Origin of the sequence: Pseudomonas sp. DVZ6, from assembly GCF_024259445.1 — a bacterium.
Taxonomy (GTDB): domain Bacteria; phylum Pseudomonadota; class Gammaproteobacteria; order Pseudomonadales; family Pseudomonadaceae; genus Aquipseudomonas; species Aquipseudomonas peradeniyensis.
The window spans coordinates 1-16,527 of the sequence record NZ_JANCLM010000069.1 but is presented as its reverse complement, the minus strand read 5'-3'; the positions used below and the strand labels follow the sequence as shown (position 1 = coordinate 16,527).

The 16,527-nt window shown below is 65.1% G+C and carries 12 protein-coding genes; 3 read left to right on the top strand and 9 right to left on the bottom strand.

Annotated features, from left to right (window positions below; translation table 11 throughout):
• Positions 1–62 precede the first annotated feature (62 nt).
• From NMG10_RS25275 to NMG10_RS25265, 3 genes are all read left to right on the top strand, one after another.
• Positions 63–1,577 carry a PLP-dependent aminotransferase family protein gene (locus tag NMG10_RS25275; protein ID WP_254465334.1) on the top strand — a complete coding sequence of 505 codons (1,515 nt, stop codon included), beginning with the start codon at positions 63–65 and terminating at the stop codon, positions 1,575–1,577.
• A 215-nt stretch (positions 1,578–1,792) separates the two neighbouring features.
• On the top strand, positions 1,793–3,217 hold the full coding sequence (locus NMG10_RS25270; protein WP_232856682.1) for an L-lactate permease: 1,425 nt from the start codon (positions 1,793–1,795) through the stop codon (positions 3,215–3,217).
• Positions 3,218–3,240: 23 nt separating this feature from the next.
• A complete protein-coding gene (locus tag NMG10_RS25265) occupies positions 3,241–4,659 on the top strand; it encodes a PLP-dependent aminotransferase family protein (protein ID WP_254465333.1) in 1,419 nt (472 codons plus the stop codon).
• A gap of 122 nt (positions 4,660–4,781) precedes the next feature.
• Here NMG10_RS25265 and NMG10_RS25260 read toward each other — a convergent pair whose 3' ends face one another.
• From NMG10_RS25260 to NMG10_RS25220, 9 genes are all read right to left on the bottom strand, one after another.
• Positions 4,782–5,681 carry a LysR family transcriptional regulator gene (locus NMG10_RS25260; RefSeq protein WP_186656140.1) on the bottom strand — a complete coding sequence of 300 codons (900 nt, stop codon included), beginning with the start codon at positions 5,679–5,681 and terminating at the stop codon, positions 4,782–4,784.
• A gap of 46 nt (positions 5,682–5,727) precedes the next feature.
• On the bottom strand, positions 5,728–7,743 hold the full coding sequence (locus tag NMG10_RS25255) for a pyridoxamine 5'-phosphate oxidase family protein (RefSeq protein WP_254465332.1): 2,016 nt from the start codon (positions 7,741–7,743) through the stop codon (positions 5,728–5,730).
• 18 nt (positions 7,744–7,761) lie between these two features.
• Positions 7,762–8,391, bottom strand: a complete 630-nt coding sequence (locus NMG10_RS25250; protein WP_254465331.1) for a glutathione S-transferase family protein — start codon at positions 8,389–8,391, stop codon at positions 7,762–7,764.
• Between the two features lie 177 nt (positions 8,392–8,568).
• Entirely contained in the window at positions 8,569–9,123 is a 555-nt protein-coding gene (locus tag NMG10_RS25245) for a UPF0149 family protein (protein ID WP_254465330.1), read from the bottom strand.
• Positions 9,124–9,207: 84 nt separating this feature from the next.
• The gene (locus NMG10_RS25240) at positions 9,208–10,185 is read right to left on the bottom strand and encodes an asparaginase (protein WP_254465329.1); all 978 of its coding nucleotides are present in this window, start codon (positions 10,183–10,185) and stop codon (positions 9,208–9,210) included.
• Complete coding sequence (locus NMG10_RS25235; RefSeq protein WP_232856736.1) at positions 10,182–11,249, bottom strand: hypothetical protein; 1,068 nt, start codon at positions 11,247–11,249, stop codon at positions 10,182–10,184. The genes NMG10_RS25240 and NMG10_RS25235 overlap by 4 nt, the downstream gene beginning before the upstream one ends.
• A gap of 93 nt (positions 11,250–11,342) precedes the next feature.
• Entirely contained in the window at positions 11,343–12,239 is an 897-nt protein-coding gene (locus NMG10_RS25230; protein ID WP_232856672.1) for a nitrilase family protein, read from the bottom strand.
• Between the two features lie 135 nt (positions 12,240–12,374).
• On the bottom strand, positions 12,375–14,321 hold the full coding sequence (locus NMG10_RS25225; protein ID WP_254465328.1) for an FAD-dependent oxidoreductase: 1,947 nt from the start codon (positions 14,319–14,321) through the stop codon (positions 12,375–12,377).
• Positions 14,322–14,511: 190 nt separating this feature from the next.
• Positions 14,512–16,155, bottom strand: coding sequence for an acetolactate synthase large subunit (locus NMG10_RS25220; protein ID WP_028692242.1), 1,644 nt, complete (start codon positions 16,153–16,155; stop codon positions 14,512–14,514).
• Positions 16,156–16,527 lie beyond the last annotated feature (372 nt).

Here is a 16,527-nt window from a genome sequence, read left to right as displayed (position 1 = left end):
GCGCGAAGCGGCCCCGGCGTTGGCAGCCATAAATCAGGTCCATCAGCCAGGGAATCAGGCCAATGTTCAAACACGCGCAGCTGGAATCGGTGAAAGCCTGGATCAACGACCCCGCACACGCCGCGCTGGCCTTGCATGTGCGCATCCAGCGGGCGATCCGTCAGTTGATCCTCGACGGCGCACTGCCGGTGGGCAAGGCGTTGCCCGCCTCGCGCCCGCTGGCCCAGTCCCTGGGCGTATCGCGGGATACCGTGGAGTCGGCCTACAGCCAGTTGCACGCCGAAGGCTTTATCGAGCGGCGCGTGGGCAGTGGCAGCTTCGTGTCGCAACGGGCCCGCTGCCTGCCGTCGCGCAAGCGCCAGCGTCCGGCACATCCCGAAGCCCCCGTGCAGTTGAGCCGCCGAGGTGAAGCGGTGCTGCACAGCGGTGGCGTCCACAACTTCCAGTCGCCCCGCCCCTTCGCCCCGGGCGTGGCCGAAACCCGGCACTTCCCCCTGGCCATCTGGGAGAAGCTGGAGCGGCAGGTGTACAAGGAATACGGTACACGGGCGCTGGAGCACAGCGAGCCGCAGGGCATGGCCCCCTTGCGCAGGGCAATCGCCGACTACCTCAACCTCGAGCGCGGGGCCCAGGCATCCGCCGAGCGCATCCTGATCCTCACCAGCTCGCAGCAGGCCCTCGGCCTGTGCGCCCAGGTGCTCATGGACGCCGGCGACCAGGTGCTGGTCGAGGACCCGCTGTACCAGGGCACCCGCAAGGCCGTCACCGCCGCCGGCCTGGCATGCGTGCCGGTCCCGGTGGACGCGCACGGCCTGCAGGTGGACGCCATGGCCCGGCTGGCGCCCGATGCCCGGGCGGTGTTCCTCACCCCTTCGCACCAATACCCGACCGGCGCGACCCTGGCACTGGACCGGCGCCTGCTGGCGATCGAATGGGCCCGGCAGCAACGCGCCTGGATCATCGAGGACGACTACGACAGCGAGTTCCACTACGCCGGCCGCCCCACCGCCTGCGTGCAGGGCCTGGACCCGCACGAGCGCACGCTGTACATCGGCACCTTCACCAAATCGCTGTTCGCCGGGCTGCGCATCGGCTACCTGCTGCTGCCACCCCAGCTCGTCGCACCGATGACCGCCGCCCGTACATTGCAGGACGGGCATAACGCCTCCATCGCCCAGCTGACCCTGGCCCGGTTCATGGAAGGCGGGCACTTCAACGCCCATGTGCGGGCCATGCGCGCGCTCTACGCCGAGCGGCGGGATGTGCTGGCGGATCTGCTGCGCAGGCACCTGGGGGCGTTTCTCGTGCCGCAGGTGCCCGCCGGCGGGCTGCAGATGCCCTGCCATTTCGTGCAGGGCCTGTCTGAAGACGCCGTGGTCAGGGCAGCACGCGGGGTGGGGATCGATCTGTTGGGGCTGGGCAGCTTGTACGCAATGCCGAGGAACGATGCCGGCTTGCTGATGGGGTTTGCGGCACTGACGCCCGCTGAGATGAGGGCGGCGGTGGTGAAACTAGAGAAGGTGTTGGCAGGTGCCCAGAAGAAAATAGGCTCGCCCACGCCACAAATCGGCATCTAAAGTGCCAGACAGGAAATCCTGTCGAACGTGGTCATGGGCGAGTTAATAGTTGAGCGTAGCGCGGATATCCAAGTCTGCAAACGCAGGCCCCATTGCCCCCTCGATACCTGCCAGAGCTGTATTGAAAAACCCAGCCCCCCTGTATCTATTGCAGACCCACCCTTCCCTCCACCATCCCTTCCACACTCCCCTGGATGGCTAAAGGAACCCGCATCATGGCTGCCCTGCTGCTGCAAATGTCCCCCATTGGCCTGGTGATCGCCCTGATCCTGCTGCTGCGCCGGCCACCCGTCCAGGCCGCGCTGGCCGGCGTGGCCGGTGTCCTGCTGCTGTGGGGCCTGGGCGCCGCGCAGCCGCTGTCGACGGCGGTGTCCGGCGCCATCCTGCAAGACACGCTGATCCTGTTTCTCAGCACCGCCGGCGTGATCGTCCCGGGCCTGGCCTTTGCCATTCTGGTCGAGCGCGCCGGCGCCCCGCAGGCTATCGGGGCCTGGGTCCGGGAACTGGGCTGGACGCCACCGATGCAGGTGATCTTCATCGTCCTGGGCTTGGCGCCGCTGCTGGAGGCGATGACCGGGTTCGGGGTGTCGCTGATCGCCACGGTGCCATTGCTGATGGGGCTGTTTTCGCGCCAGACAGGCATGAAGATGGCGTTGGCGGGGATGGTGGTGATGCCGTGGGGCACCCTCGGGCTGGCCACGGTGATCGGCGCGCTGCTGGCCCATATGCCGGCGCAGGAACTGGGCAGCCATTCGGCGCTGGTCAGCGCACCGGTGTTTCTCTGCCTGGCCGCCGTGGCACTGGCCTTGGCGGGGATCCGCAGTCTCAAGGCATGGCTAGGGCTGGCGGTGATCTCGCTGCTGTTCAGCACAGTGCTGTATACGGTCAACCGCTGGATCGGGCCCGAGGCTTCGGGCGTGCTGGCCGGGCTGGCGGTGGCCTGCACAGGCCTGGGACTGTCCTGGGCACGGCGAGGAACGTTGGTGCACTGGCCGCGGGCGGCATGGCCGTACCTGGCGTTGCTCGGGGTGATCGTCGCCTCGCGTGGGCTGTTCCTGGTCTCGGGCTGGGACGGCGGGTGGGTGGTGCACGGCGCCAATGTGGCGTGGAAGCCACTGGCTTCGCCGGGGCTGGCCTTGCTGCTGGTGGTGCTGATGATGGTCGGGCGCCAAGGCGCGGGCTTCCCATGGCAGGCGTTGGTCACCCGGGCGCGGTTCCCGGTGGCGACGATCTTCCTGTTCCTGCTGCTGTCGCAGGTGATGGTCAAGGCCGGCTTCCTGGTCGAGGCGCAACGGGCCTTGCAGTCGCTGTCCGGCGTATCGCTGGCCGCGACGGTGTCGTTGCTGGCAGGGCTGGCCGGCTATGTCACCAGCTCCAACGTCGGCGGCACCACCCTGGTGATGCCCGCCATCGCGGCACTGTCCGACAGCCATGGTGCCTGGCTGGCCGCCATGGCCAACAGTGCCGCCGGGCACGGCGCGCTGGGATCGTTGTCGATCCTGTCGCTGATCATCGGGCTGGCCGGTGCCAACCGCACCGAGGAGCACGGGCTGATCCGCTTCGGCTTTACCCTGGTCGTGTTGAACATCGTCATCGTGGCTGCAACCGGCGTAGTTTTGCTCTACCTTTCCGGGGCCTGAACCTGACTCGACAAAGAGCCCTCATGGACCGCATTTCCAAGCCCGACAAACGCTGGCACACCGTCAACGCCTGGCTGCTGCGCCAGATCGACAGCGGCGAATGGCCCAGCGGCATGCAATTGCCTTCGGTGCGTGAACTGGCGCGGCTGTTCGACAGTAGCATCGCCACCGTGCAACGGGCACTGGCGGAGCTGGAGGCCAATGCCTATGTGCAGGCCACGCCACGGGTGGGCTATTTCGTCGCCAAGGGCGCGGCCCAGGTGCAGGGGTTCGACCTGGCAAGCGTCACCGTCAACGTCGACCACGCGGTGGTCGCCATGCTTGCCCAGGCGGCCAGCAACACCGCGCTTTCGCTGAGCTCGGCGGTGCTGCATGACGAACTGGCGCCCCAGGTTCTGCTGAGCAGATGCCTGGCCTCCCTGGCGAGCAAGGCCGATCTGGCGCTGGCCGGGCTGATCGCCCCACCCGGCCTGGCCTCGCTGCGCCGACGCATCGCCGGGCTGATGCTGCAACGCGGCGTGGCCTGCGGGCCGGACGATATCCTGGTGACCTCGGGCGACACCGTGGCCCTGGAACTGGCCCTCGAAGCCGTCGCCCGGCCGGGGGCCACTGTGGCCATCGAAACGCCCACCTACTACGGCATCCTGCAGACCATCGAACGCCTGGGGATGCGCGCCCTGCCCATCCGCACCCACGCCGACAGCGGCATGGACCTCGAGCACCTGGAATGGGCCCTCAAGCGCGGGAAGGTCGATGTGGTGTTCCTCAACCCGACGCTACAGAACCCACGGGGCTTCATCATGCCCGACGCGGCGCGGGCACGGCTCTCACAGCTGGCGCAGGCGACGGATGTGCCGATCATCGAGGACGATATCTTCTTCGACCTGGTGGACGAGACGCAGCGACCCAAGGCGATCAAGCACTACGACGAGACCGGGCAGACGATCTATTGCTCGTCGTTCTCCAAGACCGTGGCGCCGGGGTACCGGGTGGGCTGGTGCGTGGCCGGACGGTACCGGGATGCGATCCTGGCCCAGATGTTTTCGCGTAACCTGGCGGTGTCGAGCCTGGCGCAGCGGGTGCTGGATGAGTTTATCGGGCGGGGGTACATGGACGAGCACTGCGCGAAGCTGCGCGGGCGGCTGGTAGCGCAGACCGAGGTGATGGCGACGCTGGTGCAGTCGGTGTTTCCGGCGGGGACACGGTATGTGGCGCCGCAGGGCGGGTTTATCCATTGGGTCGAATTGCCGGAAGGGACGGACATGCTGGCGCTGCAACGGCTTGCGGCGGAGCGTGGCTGCAATGTCGGCGCCAGCGGGATGTTCTTTGCCGATGGGGAGTGTGGCACTGGGTTGCGGGTGTGCCTGGGGCGGGTGATCACGCCGCAGGTGATGGGCGGGTTGAGGGTGCTGGCGGAGTGTGCGGCGCTTTCAGGCGCTTGATTGCTGGGGGCGCTTTGCGCCCCTTTCGCGGCACAAGGCCGCTCCTACAGAGAGATGCACGCTCCCGTGTAGGAGCGGCCTTGTGCCGCGAAAGGGCTGCGCAGCAGCCCCAGCTATCTGGATCAGGCCAGATGCACCTGGCTGCGCAAATGCTCGGCCAACATATCGATAAAGGTACGCACCTTGGTCGAGCCATATTTGCTCTCGCGATGCAGGATATGGATCGGCCAGGGCGCCTCTTCATACTCGGCCAGGATCACCTGCAAGCGCCCGGCCGCCACCTCATCCGCCACCTGGTACGACAGCAACCGTGCAATCCCCAGCCCGGCACTGGCCGCGGCGATGGCGGCGTCGTTGCTGGTCACGGTCAGGCGCGGTTTCATGCGGATCAGCGTCGGGTCGTCGATGGCGCCGAAGCGCCAGTCCGTGCGCGGTGACAGGGTTCCGGCGGCGATGACTTCGTGCTTCTGCAATTCAGAGGGATGGCGCGGCGTGCCGTGGCGTTCGAGGTACTCGGGCGAGGCGCACAACAACCGGCGCATCCTGCCCACGCGCAACGCCTTGAGGCCCGAATCGGGCAACTGGCCGATGCGCACCGCCACGTCCATGCCCTCCTCCACCAGGTTCACCACGCGGTCGAGAAAGTACGCCGACACATCCACCTCGGGGTACTGCTGCAGGTAACGGACGATGCACGGCATGACGAACTTCTTGCCGAACAGGATCGGTGCGGTCACCGCCAGGTCGCCCTTGGGCGCGGCGTTGATGCCGGCGGCGGCTTCGTTGGCCTCGACGATGCTGGCGAGGATATGCCGAGTATCTTCCAGGTAGCGCCCGCCGGCCTCGGTCAGGCGCACACTACGGGTGGTGCGCAGCAACAGCTTGACCCCGAGTTGTTCCTCCAGGGCGCTGACGGCGCGGGTCACCGCCGCCGGCGAGATGGCCAGGCGACGGGCGGCGGCGGCGAAGCTTTCCAGCTCGCCCACGGCCACGAACACTTTCATCAGGTGGATCTGGTCCATGCCGCGCCCCACGCGTTGTCGTGGGGCGATTATCGCCGTGGTCACGCTAGAGCTCCAGTACCAGGGGCTGCACGCCGCCCTCGGCCTGGGCGGGGATAGCGCAGCAGATCAACACGCTGCCGGGCTCGGGCAATTCGGCGGGCGGGTTCGGGTAGTGGACCTGGCCGCTGACCAGTTTGGTCCTGCAGGTACCGCAAGAGCCCCCTCGGCAACTGAAGTCCGGCGACAGGCCACGGCTTTCCGCCAGTTCCAGCAGCGTGCCGCTGTCCGGCGCCCAACGCGCTTCCTTGGCGGAGCTGGCGAAGTACACCGGCACCGGCTCGCTGGCGGGAGGGGGCTGTTGCAGCGTCGGCTGGTTGTCGTCGGTGTGGCGGCGCAGGGTCGAGGGACCGAAGGCTTCGGCATGAATGCGGGCGTCGGGCACATGCACGCCGCGCAGGCCTTCGTACAGGTCCTGGGTGAAGCTGGCCGGGCCGCAGAGGTAGAAGTCGTAGTCATCCAATGCCAGCGTGGCCTTGACCTGCTCGATGCCCAGGCGGCTGGCGAATTGGTAGTCATGCCCTGGCACGGCCGAAGGTTCGGGCTGGCTCAGGGCACGATGGATGCTCAGAAAGCCATTGGCCTGTTGCTGGAGCGCGGCAAGCTCCTGCTGGAACGGCATGTCGGCCAGTGTGCGCCCGCCATGGAACAGATGGATTCGCCGCCCCTGCCCCTTGGCCAATTGCTCGCGGAGCATGGCGATCAACGGGGTGATGCCGACGCCCGCGCCGATCAGCACAAGGGGCCGGTCACTCTGCTGATCCAGGGTGAAGCTGCCCATGGGCTGGCGCACCTGAAGACGATCGCCGACCTTCACCTGTTGGTGCAGATAGCGTGAGGCCGGCCCCTGCGCCTTGACGCTGATGCGCAGGAAGCCATCGGACGGCGCGCTGGACAGGCTGTAGGTACGAATCAGCGGCGTCTCCCCATCGATGCGCAAACGCACGGGAATATGCTGACCAGGGGCGAAGGCCACCGCGGCGCCATCCTCGGGTTGCAGATGGAACGAGCGGATATCGCGACTCTCCTGCTCGATGCGCAGTACCCGCCAGGTCAGCCACTGGCGCTGCCGTTCGCGCTGTTGCAGGCGCTGCTCGGCCTCGCGCCAGGTGCCGGTCATCAGGCTGGTGGGTGCGTATTCCTGGAAGGCCCAGCGCAGCGATACGGCAGCAAGGCGCAGCACCACCTGCTCGATGTCCAGGGTCCAGATCCGCTCGGCGCCTTCGAAGGCGCTGATCAGCGGGCTGTCGAGAATCACCTCGGTACGCCCGGAAACCTGCAGCACATCGCCCGTGGTGAAGTCGACGAACAGCAGGCCGGCGACCGGGTTGACCAGCAGATTGCCGAGGGTATTGAAATGCAGGTTGCCGGCGTAGTCGGGAATGGTCAGGCGATTGCCCTCGACCCTGACGAAACCAGGCCGGCCACCGCGATGGGACACGTCCACCGAGCGCTGGCCAGCGTCCTGATCGACGTAGCTGGCGACAAAGAAGGTGTCGGCGCTTTCGATGATGGCGCGGGTCGCGGCATCGAGCGCCGCTGAATCCCGTCGCCCCTGCGGCGGCTCGTCGACGCGGGTGTACTCGCGTATCTGGATGTACTGCGGGCAGTTGCCGAAGGATTGCTCGACCACCACTTCCAGTTGGCCGGCGCTGGCCCTGCGGATCAGGCCATTGAGGCGATTGCGCCGCCGCGTGTGCAGCTCGATCCCCAGCAGGCCGATGGCGCCACCCGCCACCAGGCCAGGCGTGGCCGGATCGTCGCTGGCGAGATCGGCGCCGATCAACAGTTGCCGTGGATCGGGCGAGCTGACGAAGCCTTCCGGGCCTTCGAGCAGCGTCGCCCAGGGTTTGCCTGCGGCGTCCACGGTACCGGCCACCATGAACGGCAGTTGCTGGTAGAACGTGCGATGCTGGTCGGGCATGTAGTCACGAATGACCTTCTGCCCGAACGCCTCCATGCGCTCTGCAACACCGACGTGCTCCTGCAGCCGTTTTTCACCTGCATGCCAGGGCGATTGCATGGCGGCATTCCTCGGGACTCAGAGGGTGGTCTGCAAACCGATGACCGTACGTGGCATCGGCACGAAGCCCGGCAGCGCCTCGACACGGGCCAGCCAGGCGCGCACGTTGGGGTACGGCTCCAGCGACACGTTGCCTTCCGGCGCGTGGGCGATGTACGAGTAATTGGCGATATCGGCGATGGTCGCCTGGCTACCGACCAGGAACGGGCCCTTGGCCAGTTCGGCGTCGATCACCTTGAGCAGGGTGTGGGCGCGGCCGATGACTTCGTCGGTGTTGAACGAGGCACCGAACACCGTCACCAGGCGTGCCGCCGCCGGGCCGAAGGCCAGGGGACCCGCCGCCACCGACAACCAGCGCTGCACACGGGCGGCACCGACCGGATCCGCAGGCAACCAGCGCTCACCGCCATAGGCCTTTGCCAGATAGACCAGGATGGCGTTGGAATCGGCGATGACGATGCCATTGTCATCGATCACCGGCACCTGGCCGAAGGGGTTGATGGCGAGGAACTCGGGTTGCTTGTGCTCGCCCTTGGCCAGGTCGACGAAGACCAGTTCGGTGGGCAGTCCGAGCAGCGACAACATCAGCTCGATGCGATGGGCGTGGCCGGACTTGGGGAAGTTGTACAGCTTGATCGGGCTTGGCATGTGCAGGGCTCCGGATCAGCGCCGGGAGTGGCGCTGCTGGAGGACATGCTGCACTGGATCGGCTGGCAGCAGAATCAGTGCTGGGAGCAATCCAGTATTTCGGCAGGAGGAATAATCACACTCGCGGGGCAAGTCGGGTCGCCGCATCGCCGCTCCCGCGAGCCCGCACTTACGATCTCAATGACGGTGCTGCTTCTGGTACTGATACAACCCCCGCGCCGCCTCGACCACCAGCGGCACACAGGCCTGGAGCTCATCGAAACTCATCGAATCGAGCAGCTCGAAGTTGTCTTCCAGCCCATGCAGGGAAATGGCCTTGAGCAGACGATCCTGCTCCGGCGGCAGCTCGCTCCACTCGGCCACCTGGGTCCCGCGCATGTAGCCGAAGCACCATTCCTCGAGAATGATCGCCGGGCCTTCCTCGCCTTCGCTCTCCTCGAACAGCGGTTCGAAGTGCTCAATGTCGTCGGCCAGCTCTTGCGCCACCTGGCTGGCGTAACGCAGCATCAACGCGGTGTAGGCCTCTTCATGGGCGGGCTTCTTGAACTTCGGTACCTTGCCGCCGGCGACGGAGGGTAGCCATTGCTCGGGATTGACCTTGCTAGGGGAGCTGGCCAGAGCGGTGAAGAATCCGTTGAGCTCGGCGAGGTTGAGCACCGAATAATCGTTGCCGTAGGTGATCAGCAGGTCTTCGAGGCGGTCGAGTTCTTTTTCGCTGAGCGCGGGGAGCATGGGCAGGTGTCCTGGGGCGGAAATTTGCGTGCACCCTAGCACAGGCAACGCCTGCCCGCTCCCATCAAGGGAACAGGCATCGGACTATTGCTGCAGCCAGTGCGCCAGGTCGGCCTGCCGCCCGGTGCCGATCAGCAGCCACAGCAAGAGTCGGCACTTGCGCGGGCAGAGCCAGCCGGCCATGTGCAGGCCCCGGGCCTGCAGGTCGATCTCACCGCCGATGAATCCATAGGTCCCCTGGGCTGTCGGGCCATTGCCGGTGCGGGTGGCGATGATCACCGGCATGTTGCCGGCGATGCTCCCCAACGCCTCGGCCCAGGCTTCGGAAACATGGCCTGCGCCAAATCCGGCAACCACCAGCCCTGAATAGCCCAGGCCTCCGAGCGCTTGCAGCAGCCTCGTATCGGCATCGAGACAGGCCTCCAGCAGGACGACCTGGTGATCCACCTGCACCGGCAGGGGCAACACCCGCCGTGGCGTGGCAGCCTGGCGATAAATTGGGCGGCCCTCCACGACCTCCCCTATCGCTCCTGTGCCGGGCGACTCGAAGGCCGCCATTGCCAGGCTGGCAGTCTTGCGTACCCGGGCGGCTTGGTGGATCTGGTCATTGATCACCACCAGCACACCACGCCCCCGGCTACCATCGGCTATCGCCACCTGCACTGCCGCCAGCAGGTTCGCCGGACCATCCGCGCCCGGTTGGCTGGCCGAACGCATGGCGCCGGTCATGATCAGCGGGATGTCATGGGGCCAGAGCAGGTCAAGGAAATACGCGGTCTCCTCCAGCGTATCGGTGCCTTGGGTGAGGACCACGGCCTGGGCCCCCGCTTGCACTTGCGCGCTTGCCCAGGCCAGCGCGTTCAGCATGTCGCTGAATGCCAGCGAGGCGCTCGGCACCAGGTACAACGTGGCGGTGCTGATCTGCGCCAGTGCCTGCAGTTGCGGCAGGGACGCCAACAATGCCGCGCAATCGAGCCGGGGTGTCACACCCTGCCCCGGCCCCTCGGATTGCATGCTGACCGTGCCGCCCAGGCTGGCGATCGAAACACGTGGTGCTGTCATGGGTTACCTCCCGCAAGCAGGCCGACCAGGGGCACGATGCCCAGGGTGCTGATGGCCATGGACAGGACATTGCCGATATAGCCGTGCATGTAGCCCGGCAAGCGCTGGCTGATGGCCACGGCAAGCGGTGGCGCGATCAGCGCGCCGAGCACGGCGCTGGCGACGATCACCTGCCAGCTGCCGCCCAGTGTCAGCACGGCGGCGGGCACGATCGACACGATGGGAATATAGGTCGGATACCAGCCCCGTTCTTGCCATTGCCGCCGCCAGAACAGCACACCGACCAACGATGCCAATGCCTGCCCAGCCACCATCTGCAGCACCAGTTGCGATCCGTAGGCCGGTGCCGCCGGGGCCAATACATAAGCCAGCAACACGCCCAGCAGCAAGCCGAGGCTGGCCAGTTCATTGCCAAAAAACGGCGCCTCGCTGAAATCGGCCAGTACCCGACGCAGGGTCCAGACCACACCATAGTCGGGCTGGCTGGCCGTCGCGGCGACCACTGGACGCTGTCCGTCGCGAACCAGCGCCGGGAAGCGCTTGCACAGCAGGAACGCCAGTACACTTGCCAGGGCCATGCCACTGACATTGCCGATCACCACCGGCAACTGCAGCGGGTAGCACAGGTAGTTGACCAGCAGCAGGCTGGCGGGCGTCACCAGCACGGCACCGAGCAGCGCGCCATTGATCGTGACGCGCCAACCGCCGCCAAACAGCAGGACCATGGCCGCCGGTAACGAGACAAAGGCGACGAAGGTCGGCTGCCAGGCACCACCGTCCAGGGTCCAGCCCCACAACGCATGGCTGAGCAGCAGGCCAAGCAGCGAGCTGATGATCAGCCAGGGCCACAGCCCGGTGCCGTAGCAGATGGCAAAGCCTTGCCAGCAATACCCGCGCTGCTGGGCCCAATGCGCGAGGCTCGCCCCCAGCAACAGCCCCAGTGCCGGCAATTCGTGCTTGTAGAAGGCGACCTCGCTGATATCACCGACAATCCAGCGCAACCTGCTCAGTGGCTGGTCGAGGGTTGCGACGAGCTGCGCATAATCGGGCCATCCACCCAACATCAGGCTGGCAACGCAAAGCAGCGCGAGGCCCAGGAGAATCAGCGACGACGACCGTTGTCGCGGTAAGGAAAGGCGCTGTTCCATGACGCCTCCTCAACGTGGCATCGGCGCATGCAGCCGATAACCCAGGGTGGCGTCGTAGAGGTCGGTGCGCCGGTCACGCGGCAGGTCGTTGAGGCTGTTCCAGATCGGCGCCGAGCGCGCGGCGCTGAGGTCGACGTCGGCATAGAGGACGCACTCCTCCTCGGCATTGGCCACCTCGCCGATAGGCCAGCCGTTGGTGCCGGCAATCAGCGAACAACCGAGGAAGCGCCCGCCCCGTTCGCGGCCGATGCGATTGGCGGCGGCGATGTAGACATTGTTGACGTGGGCCGCGGTCATTGTCAGGTACGAGGCCATGCAGCGTCCGGCCTCGTCGAACAGCGGCGGCGGTGTCCAGACCCAGTTGTTCAGGCTGCAGATGATGTCGGCGCCCTGCGCCGCCATGAGCCGTGGCACCTCCGGGAACCAGATGTCCCAGCAGATCAGCAGGCCGATGCGGCCGATGGGTGTTTCGAATACCGGGAAGCCCAGGTCCCCTGGCGTGAACCAGAGCTTTTCCTGGTTCCACAGGTGCGCCTTGCGGTAATGCCCGAGCAGCCCTTGCGGGCCGAACAGCACGGCGCTGTCGAAGAGCTTGAGGCCGTCACGCTCGGCGAAGCCTGCGGCCAGATACACCTGCTGCTCACGGGCGAACTCCGCCCAGGCCCGCAGACATCGCCCATCCTCCAGCGACTCGGCGTGGGCATAGGCCTCGGCGCGGGAGTTGAAGGTGTAGCCGGTGTTGGCCAGCTCCGGCAGCACGATCAGGTTGGCCCCTTCACGCGCGGCGCGGCGGGCCAGGGCCAAGCCACGGCTCAGGTTGCCATCGCAATGGTCCAGGCCGACCTGCGGATCGTACTGGATGACGGCAATGCGTACGGGGCTGACGGGAGTGGTGTGTTCCTGCATGGCGGCTTCCTGTTCTGGTTGTTGTGGAAGGCCGCCAGTAGAACGGGCATGGCATAAGGGACGACAGTCAGCGGAATCCTCTGGAACTGAGGGAGATTGCGAAAATACCTGGAGGAGCACTCCTACAAAGTTGTTTCAAAGCGCCTGTCGAGGTACCTGATAATGCGGATAGTGCTCCAGGCTGAAGCCCCCCTTGGAACGTGCGCCGGTGTTGTTGCAGAGGTTGATCACGGTGTCGATGGCAGTACGCAGACACGGCTCGGTCCAACCGGCATCGACAGAGAAAGACTCCCCGGCGAGGTAGAGCCCTGAATGGGCACTCAGGTCGCGGTTGTACTTCATCAGGCTTACCGCGTCGTAATAGGTGCCCGCCCGGTACAATTTCGCACAGCCAAGTGCACTCCTGTCTGTCATCCATCTTTGTATGCGGGTGTTTCCAAGATCGATATGCGGCGAGATGGGCTCGCTGATGTTGGTACAACGCAACAGAATTCGATCGAGTTCCGCTACGCATTTTTCCACCAACTCGGTGTCTGAATAGGCCGCCAGCTTGGTGGCATCGTCCTCCCAGGTGTAGCTGAGCAGGATGCAATCGCGGGTGTGCTGATCGTTGTAACGGTAGGCGTATACATCGTGCACGAAGCTGTCGGTGACCAGGATCTGCGGCAGATGGGGATGCTGGTCGAGAAAGCTTTTACGCAGCGGTGCATAAACCTTGCAGCTGGTTTCCCAATGGGCGTGCTTCCAGGCCTCGACAATGGCCGGTGGCAGCATGTTCCGGGAGAACCCCTCCAAGCGCATCCCAGTTTCGATCAACCAGGACGGCGTGGTAAGCACCACACTGTCGAATACCTCACTCATCGGCTGAGCCTTGGCTTCATCGCTGTGCCGCCAACGGTAATCGACGCGGATGCGGCCATCGGCCAATTTGTGCAGTCCATGAACCGAGCTGTCCGTCAGCAGGCCATCCTTACGCGCCACGCACTGGCTATACAAGGATTCGCCCAAGCCAGCGATGTCCATGAACAGCAGGGCCTCATCCAACGCAGCGATCCCCAGGTAGGCAGGAGCCTGGAAATGCAGGCCTTTGCTGTCGGGCACAGTCTCGACATCCTGATACGGCGCTGCAAGCACTTGCCCCCTTTCATCTACACGCCCATGCACAAGCTGCAGGTGGCTGCTGAACCCGAAAATGGCAGTACGCAGCGGATAGAGGCAACACACGTCGTAGAAGGCGCCCCAGCTGCCATCACCGATGCCGATTGCATAGAAGATCCCCGACTCGTCACGGTCCATGCCAAGGCCGCCGAAATCGCCTGGATTGCCAGGGTCCCAAGCCTCCCGGATCGGCAGCAGTACCAGGTCACGGAACGACAGCCTGTGATATCGCTCGACGATTGCCGACCACATCGCCAGCCAGCCTTCTGTGCCGTAGATGGCGGCCGCCTGTTCGGCGAAACGCTCGGCAAAGCGCCGCCACTTGCCATGAATCCTTTGTAGTACCGCAGTAGGTGGCGGGGTGTGACCTTCGGGGTTTTTCCAGATCAGCAGCTTCGGATCACCCTTCCCTTCAAGTTGGCCTTCACGCAGATAGATACCTGTCGCATTGACCCAGGGCGTGCCAGGGTTGGGGAAGTCGGAAAGCCGCAGGTCGAACAGATCTGCGTAATACGCCATCAATGAACGGCCTGCCTTGGGCGGCTCGCCGGTTCGGTTGAAGAACGGCATGCGCATGGCGCCCATCTCGAAGGGGGCGGTGTGTGCTGGTGGCTTGTCAGCAGAGGATGACACGGTGAGATGACGCCCCCCGATTCGCCGGGCCTGCTCGATCAGGGTGATATGGGTGAAACCACAGCGCAGCAGTTCTCGTGCGACGGTGAGGCCGGTGACGCCAGCACCGACAATGCAGATGCGATGTGCAGGACGAGCAGCCTGGGCAATGCCGCCCTGTTGTTCGACAAGACGTCGGTAGTCGAAACACAGGTCAGGCGGATTCGGGAAACGTGCGGCCCATGGCAGCACTGGAGTGTGAGGCTCGACGGCCAGGTCGGCGGGATGGTTGTGCGTTGATCCGATGGTCATGGTCTCGGGTTCTCAGGGTAGGTGAGGAACCTGAGCATGCCGGGAGCAGGGAGGTGGGGATGGGTAGATGTGTATTGTGGTGCAGCGTACGTTGTTGCCTGTACTTACGCTGTCGCGGGACAAGCCCGCTCCTACAGGGACCGCATAATACCTGTAGGAGCGGGCTTGTCCCGCGATGGGTCGTCAGCGTTTAGACCGCCAGCGCGCGCTCACGCAGCTCGCTGTTGAGGATGCGGTCGTTCTCGCTGTAGTCCACCGGGCAGTCGATCACGTGCACGCCAGGGGTCTTGATGCAGTGCTCGAGCAGCGGCAGGAAGCCTTCGGCGCTTTCCACGCGGTGGCCATTGGCACCGTAGGCTTCGGCGTATTTGACGAAGTCCGGGTTGCCGTAGTCCAGGCCGAAATCGGTGAAGCCCATGTTGGCCTGCTTCCAGCGGATCATGCCGTAGCCGTCGTCACGCAGGATCACCACGGTGATGTGCATGCCCAGACGTACCGCGGTTTCCAGCTCCTGGCTGTTCATCATGAAGCCGCCGTCGCCGCATACCGAGATGACCGGGCGATCCGGGTACACCAGGTGCGAGGCCATGGCCGATGGCAGGCCGGCGCCCATGGTCGCCAGGGCGTTGTCCAGCAGCACGGTGTTGGGCTTGTGGGCCTTGTAGTTGCGGGCGAACCAGATCTTGTAGATGCCGTTGTCCAGGGCAACGATGCCTTCGGACGGCAGGGCGCGACGGATGTCGGCGACCATGCGCTGCGGGTAGACCGGGAAGCGGTCGTCATCGGCGCCTTCGGCGATCTGCGCTTCGTTCGCTTCACGGATGGCCATCAGGCGGGTGAAGTCCCAGTGGCTGGTGTCGGTCAGCGCTTCGCTGATCTGCCACACGGCGTTGGCGATGTCGCCGATCACTTCCACCTGCGGGAAGTACACGGCATCGACTTCAGCCGAGCGGAAGCTGACGTGAATGACTTCGGTGCCACCACGGACCATGAAGAACGGCGGCTTCTCGATCACGTCGTGACCAATGTTGACGATCAGGTCGGCGGCTTCGACAGCGCGGTGCACGAAGTCACCGGACGACAGCGCGGCGTTGCCCAGGAAGCGCGGGTGGCGCTCGTCGACCACACCTTTACCCATCTGGGTGGTGATGAACGGGATGCCGGTCTTGTCGATCAGTTGCTTGAGGACCTTGGCGGTCATCTTGCGGTTGGCGCCGGCGCCAATCACCAGGATCGGATTGCGGGCGTTCTGCAGTTTCTGCACGGCGGCTTCGATGGCCACGTGCTCGGCCAGCGGGCGACGGTGCAGGCTGCGCGGGATCGGCAGCGCATCGGTCTGCTCGGCGGCGATGTCTTCCGGCAGCTCCAGGTGCACGGCGCCCGGCTTCTCTTCTTCGGCCAGGCGGAAGGCCTCACGCATGCGCGCAGGGATGTTGTCGGCCGAGGCGAACTGGTGGGTGTACTTGGTGATGGGGTCCATCATGCCGCACACGTCGATGATCTGGAAACGGCCTTGCTTGGACTTCTTGATCGGCTTCTGGCCGGTGATCATCATCATCGGCATGCCGCCCAGGTAGGCGTAGGCGCTGGCGGTCACCAGGTTGGTCGCGCCAGGGCCGAGGGTCGACAGGCTGACGCCGGTCTTGCCGGTCAGGCGGCCGTAGGTGGCGGCCATGAAGCCCGCGGATTGCTCGTGGCGGGTCAGTACCAGCTTGATCTTCGACTTGCGCAGGGACTCGAGCAGGTCGAGGTTTTCCTCACCGGGAATGCCGAACACATACTCGACACCTTCGTTTTCCAGGCATTGCACAACGACATCGGCGGCCTTGGCCATCTTGCTTCTAACCTCAAGTAATAGGACGGTGAAAGTCCAGAAATGCGCAGCACGGTACGCTGGCATCGCTCGGTCCGGGTGCCAGGATTGCCCCGAACCTAAGCCTTGACGCAGGGTAGGTACGGGGAAGTCACGTAATTGTGACGGCAATATTGTCGCACCTGTGACGAGGCGATGTGAGGTAGCCGACGAGCAAAGGATATTTGCATGATCGTCAGCAAACGGATCCGCTGTAGGAACAGAATACCGTGGGAGCGGGCTTGCCCCGCGATGAGGCCAGCCCAGGCAACATCACCGCCTGATCCGGCCTGATCGCGGGGCAAGCCCGCTCCCACGTTGTGTGTTTCAACAGTAGAGGCGGCGTTGGCTTTG

Excerpts from the sequence above, each read along its gene's own strand:
- NMG10_RS25255 (WP_254465332.1), bottom strand. The coding sequence starts at position 7,743 with ATGCAATCGCCCTGGCATGCAGGTGAAAAACGGCTGCAGGAGCACGTC.
- NMG10_RS25260 (WP_186656140.1), bottom strand. The coding sequence starts at position 5,681 with ATGGACCAGATCCACCTGATGAAAGTGTTCGTGGCCGTGGGCGAGCTG.
- NMG10_RS25230 (WP_232856672.1), bottom strand. The coding sequence starts at position 12,239 with ATGCAGGAACACACCACTCCCGTCAGCCCCGTACGCATTGCCGTCATC.
- NMG10_RS25265 (WP_254465333.1), top strand. The coding sequence starts at position 3,241 with ATGGACCGCATTTCCAAGCCCGACAAACGCTGGCACACCGTCAACGCC.
- NMG10_RS25235 (WP_232856736.1), bottom strand. The coding sequence starts at position 11,249 with ATGTTGGGTGGATGGCCCGATTATGCGCAGCTCGTCGCAACCCTCGAC.
- NMG10_RS25270 (WP_232856682.1), top strand. The coding sequence starts at position 1,793 with ATGGCTGCCCTGCTGCTGCAAATGTCCCCCATTGGCCTGGTGATCGCC.
- NMG10_RS25220 (WP_028692242.1), bottom strand. The coding sequence starts at position 16,155 with ATGGCCAAGGCCGCCGATGTCGTTGTGCAATGCCTGGAAAACGAAGGT.
- NMG10_RS25225 (WP_254465328.1), bottom strand. The coding sequence starts at position 14,321 with ATGACCATCGGATCAACGCACAACCATCCCGCCGACCTGGCCGTCGAG.
- NMG10_RS25275 (WP_254465334.1), top strand. The coding sequence starts at position 63 with ATGTTCAAACACGCGCAGCTGGAATCGGTGAAAGCCTGGATCAACGAC.
- NMG10_RS25240 (WP_254465329.1), bottom strand. The coding sequence starts at position 10,185 with ATGACAGCACCACGTGTTTCGATCGCCAGCCTGGGCGGCACGGTCAGC.
- NMG10_RS25250 (WP_254465331.1), bottom strand. The coding sequence starts at position 8,391 with ATGCCAAGCCCGATCAAGCTGTACAACTTCCCCAAGTCCGGCCACGCC.
- NMG10_RS25245 (WP_254465330.1), bottom strand. The coding sequence starts at position 9,123 with ATGCTCCCCGCGCTCAGCGAAAAAGAACTCGACCGCCTCGAAGACCTG.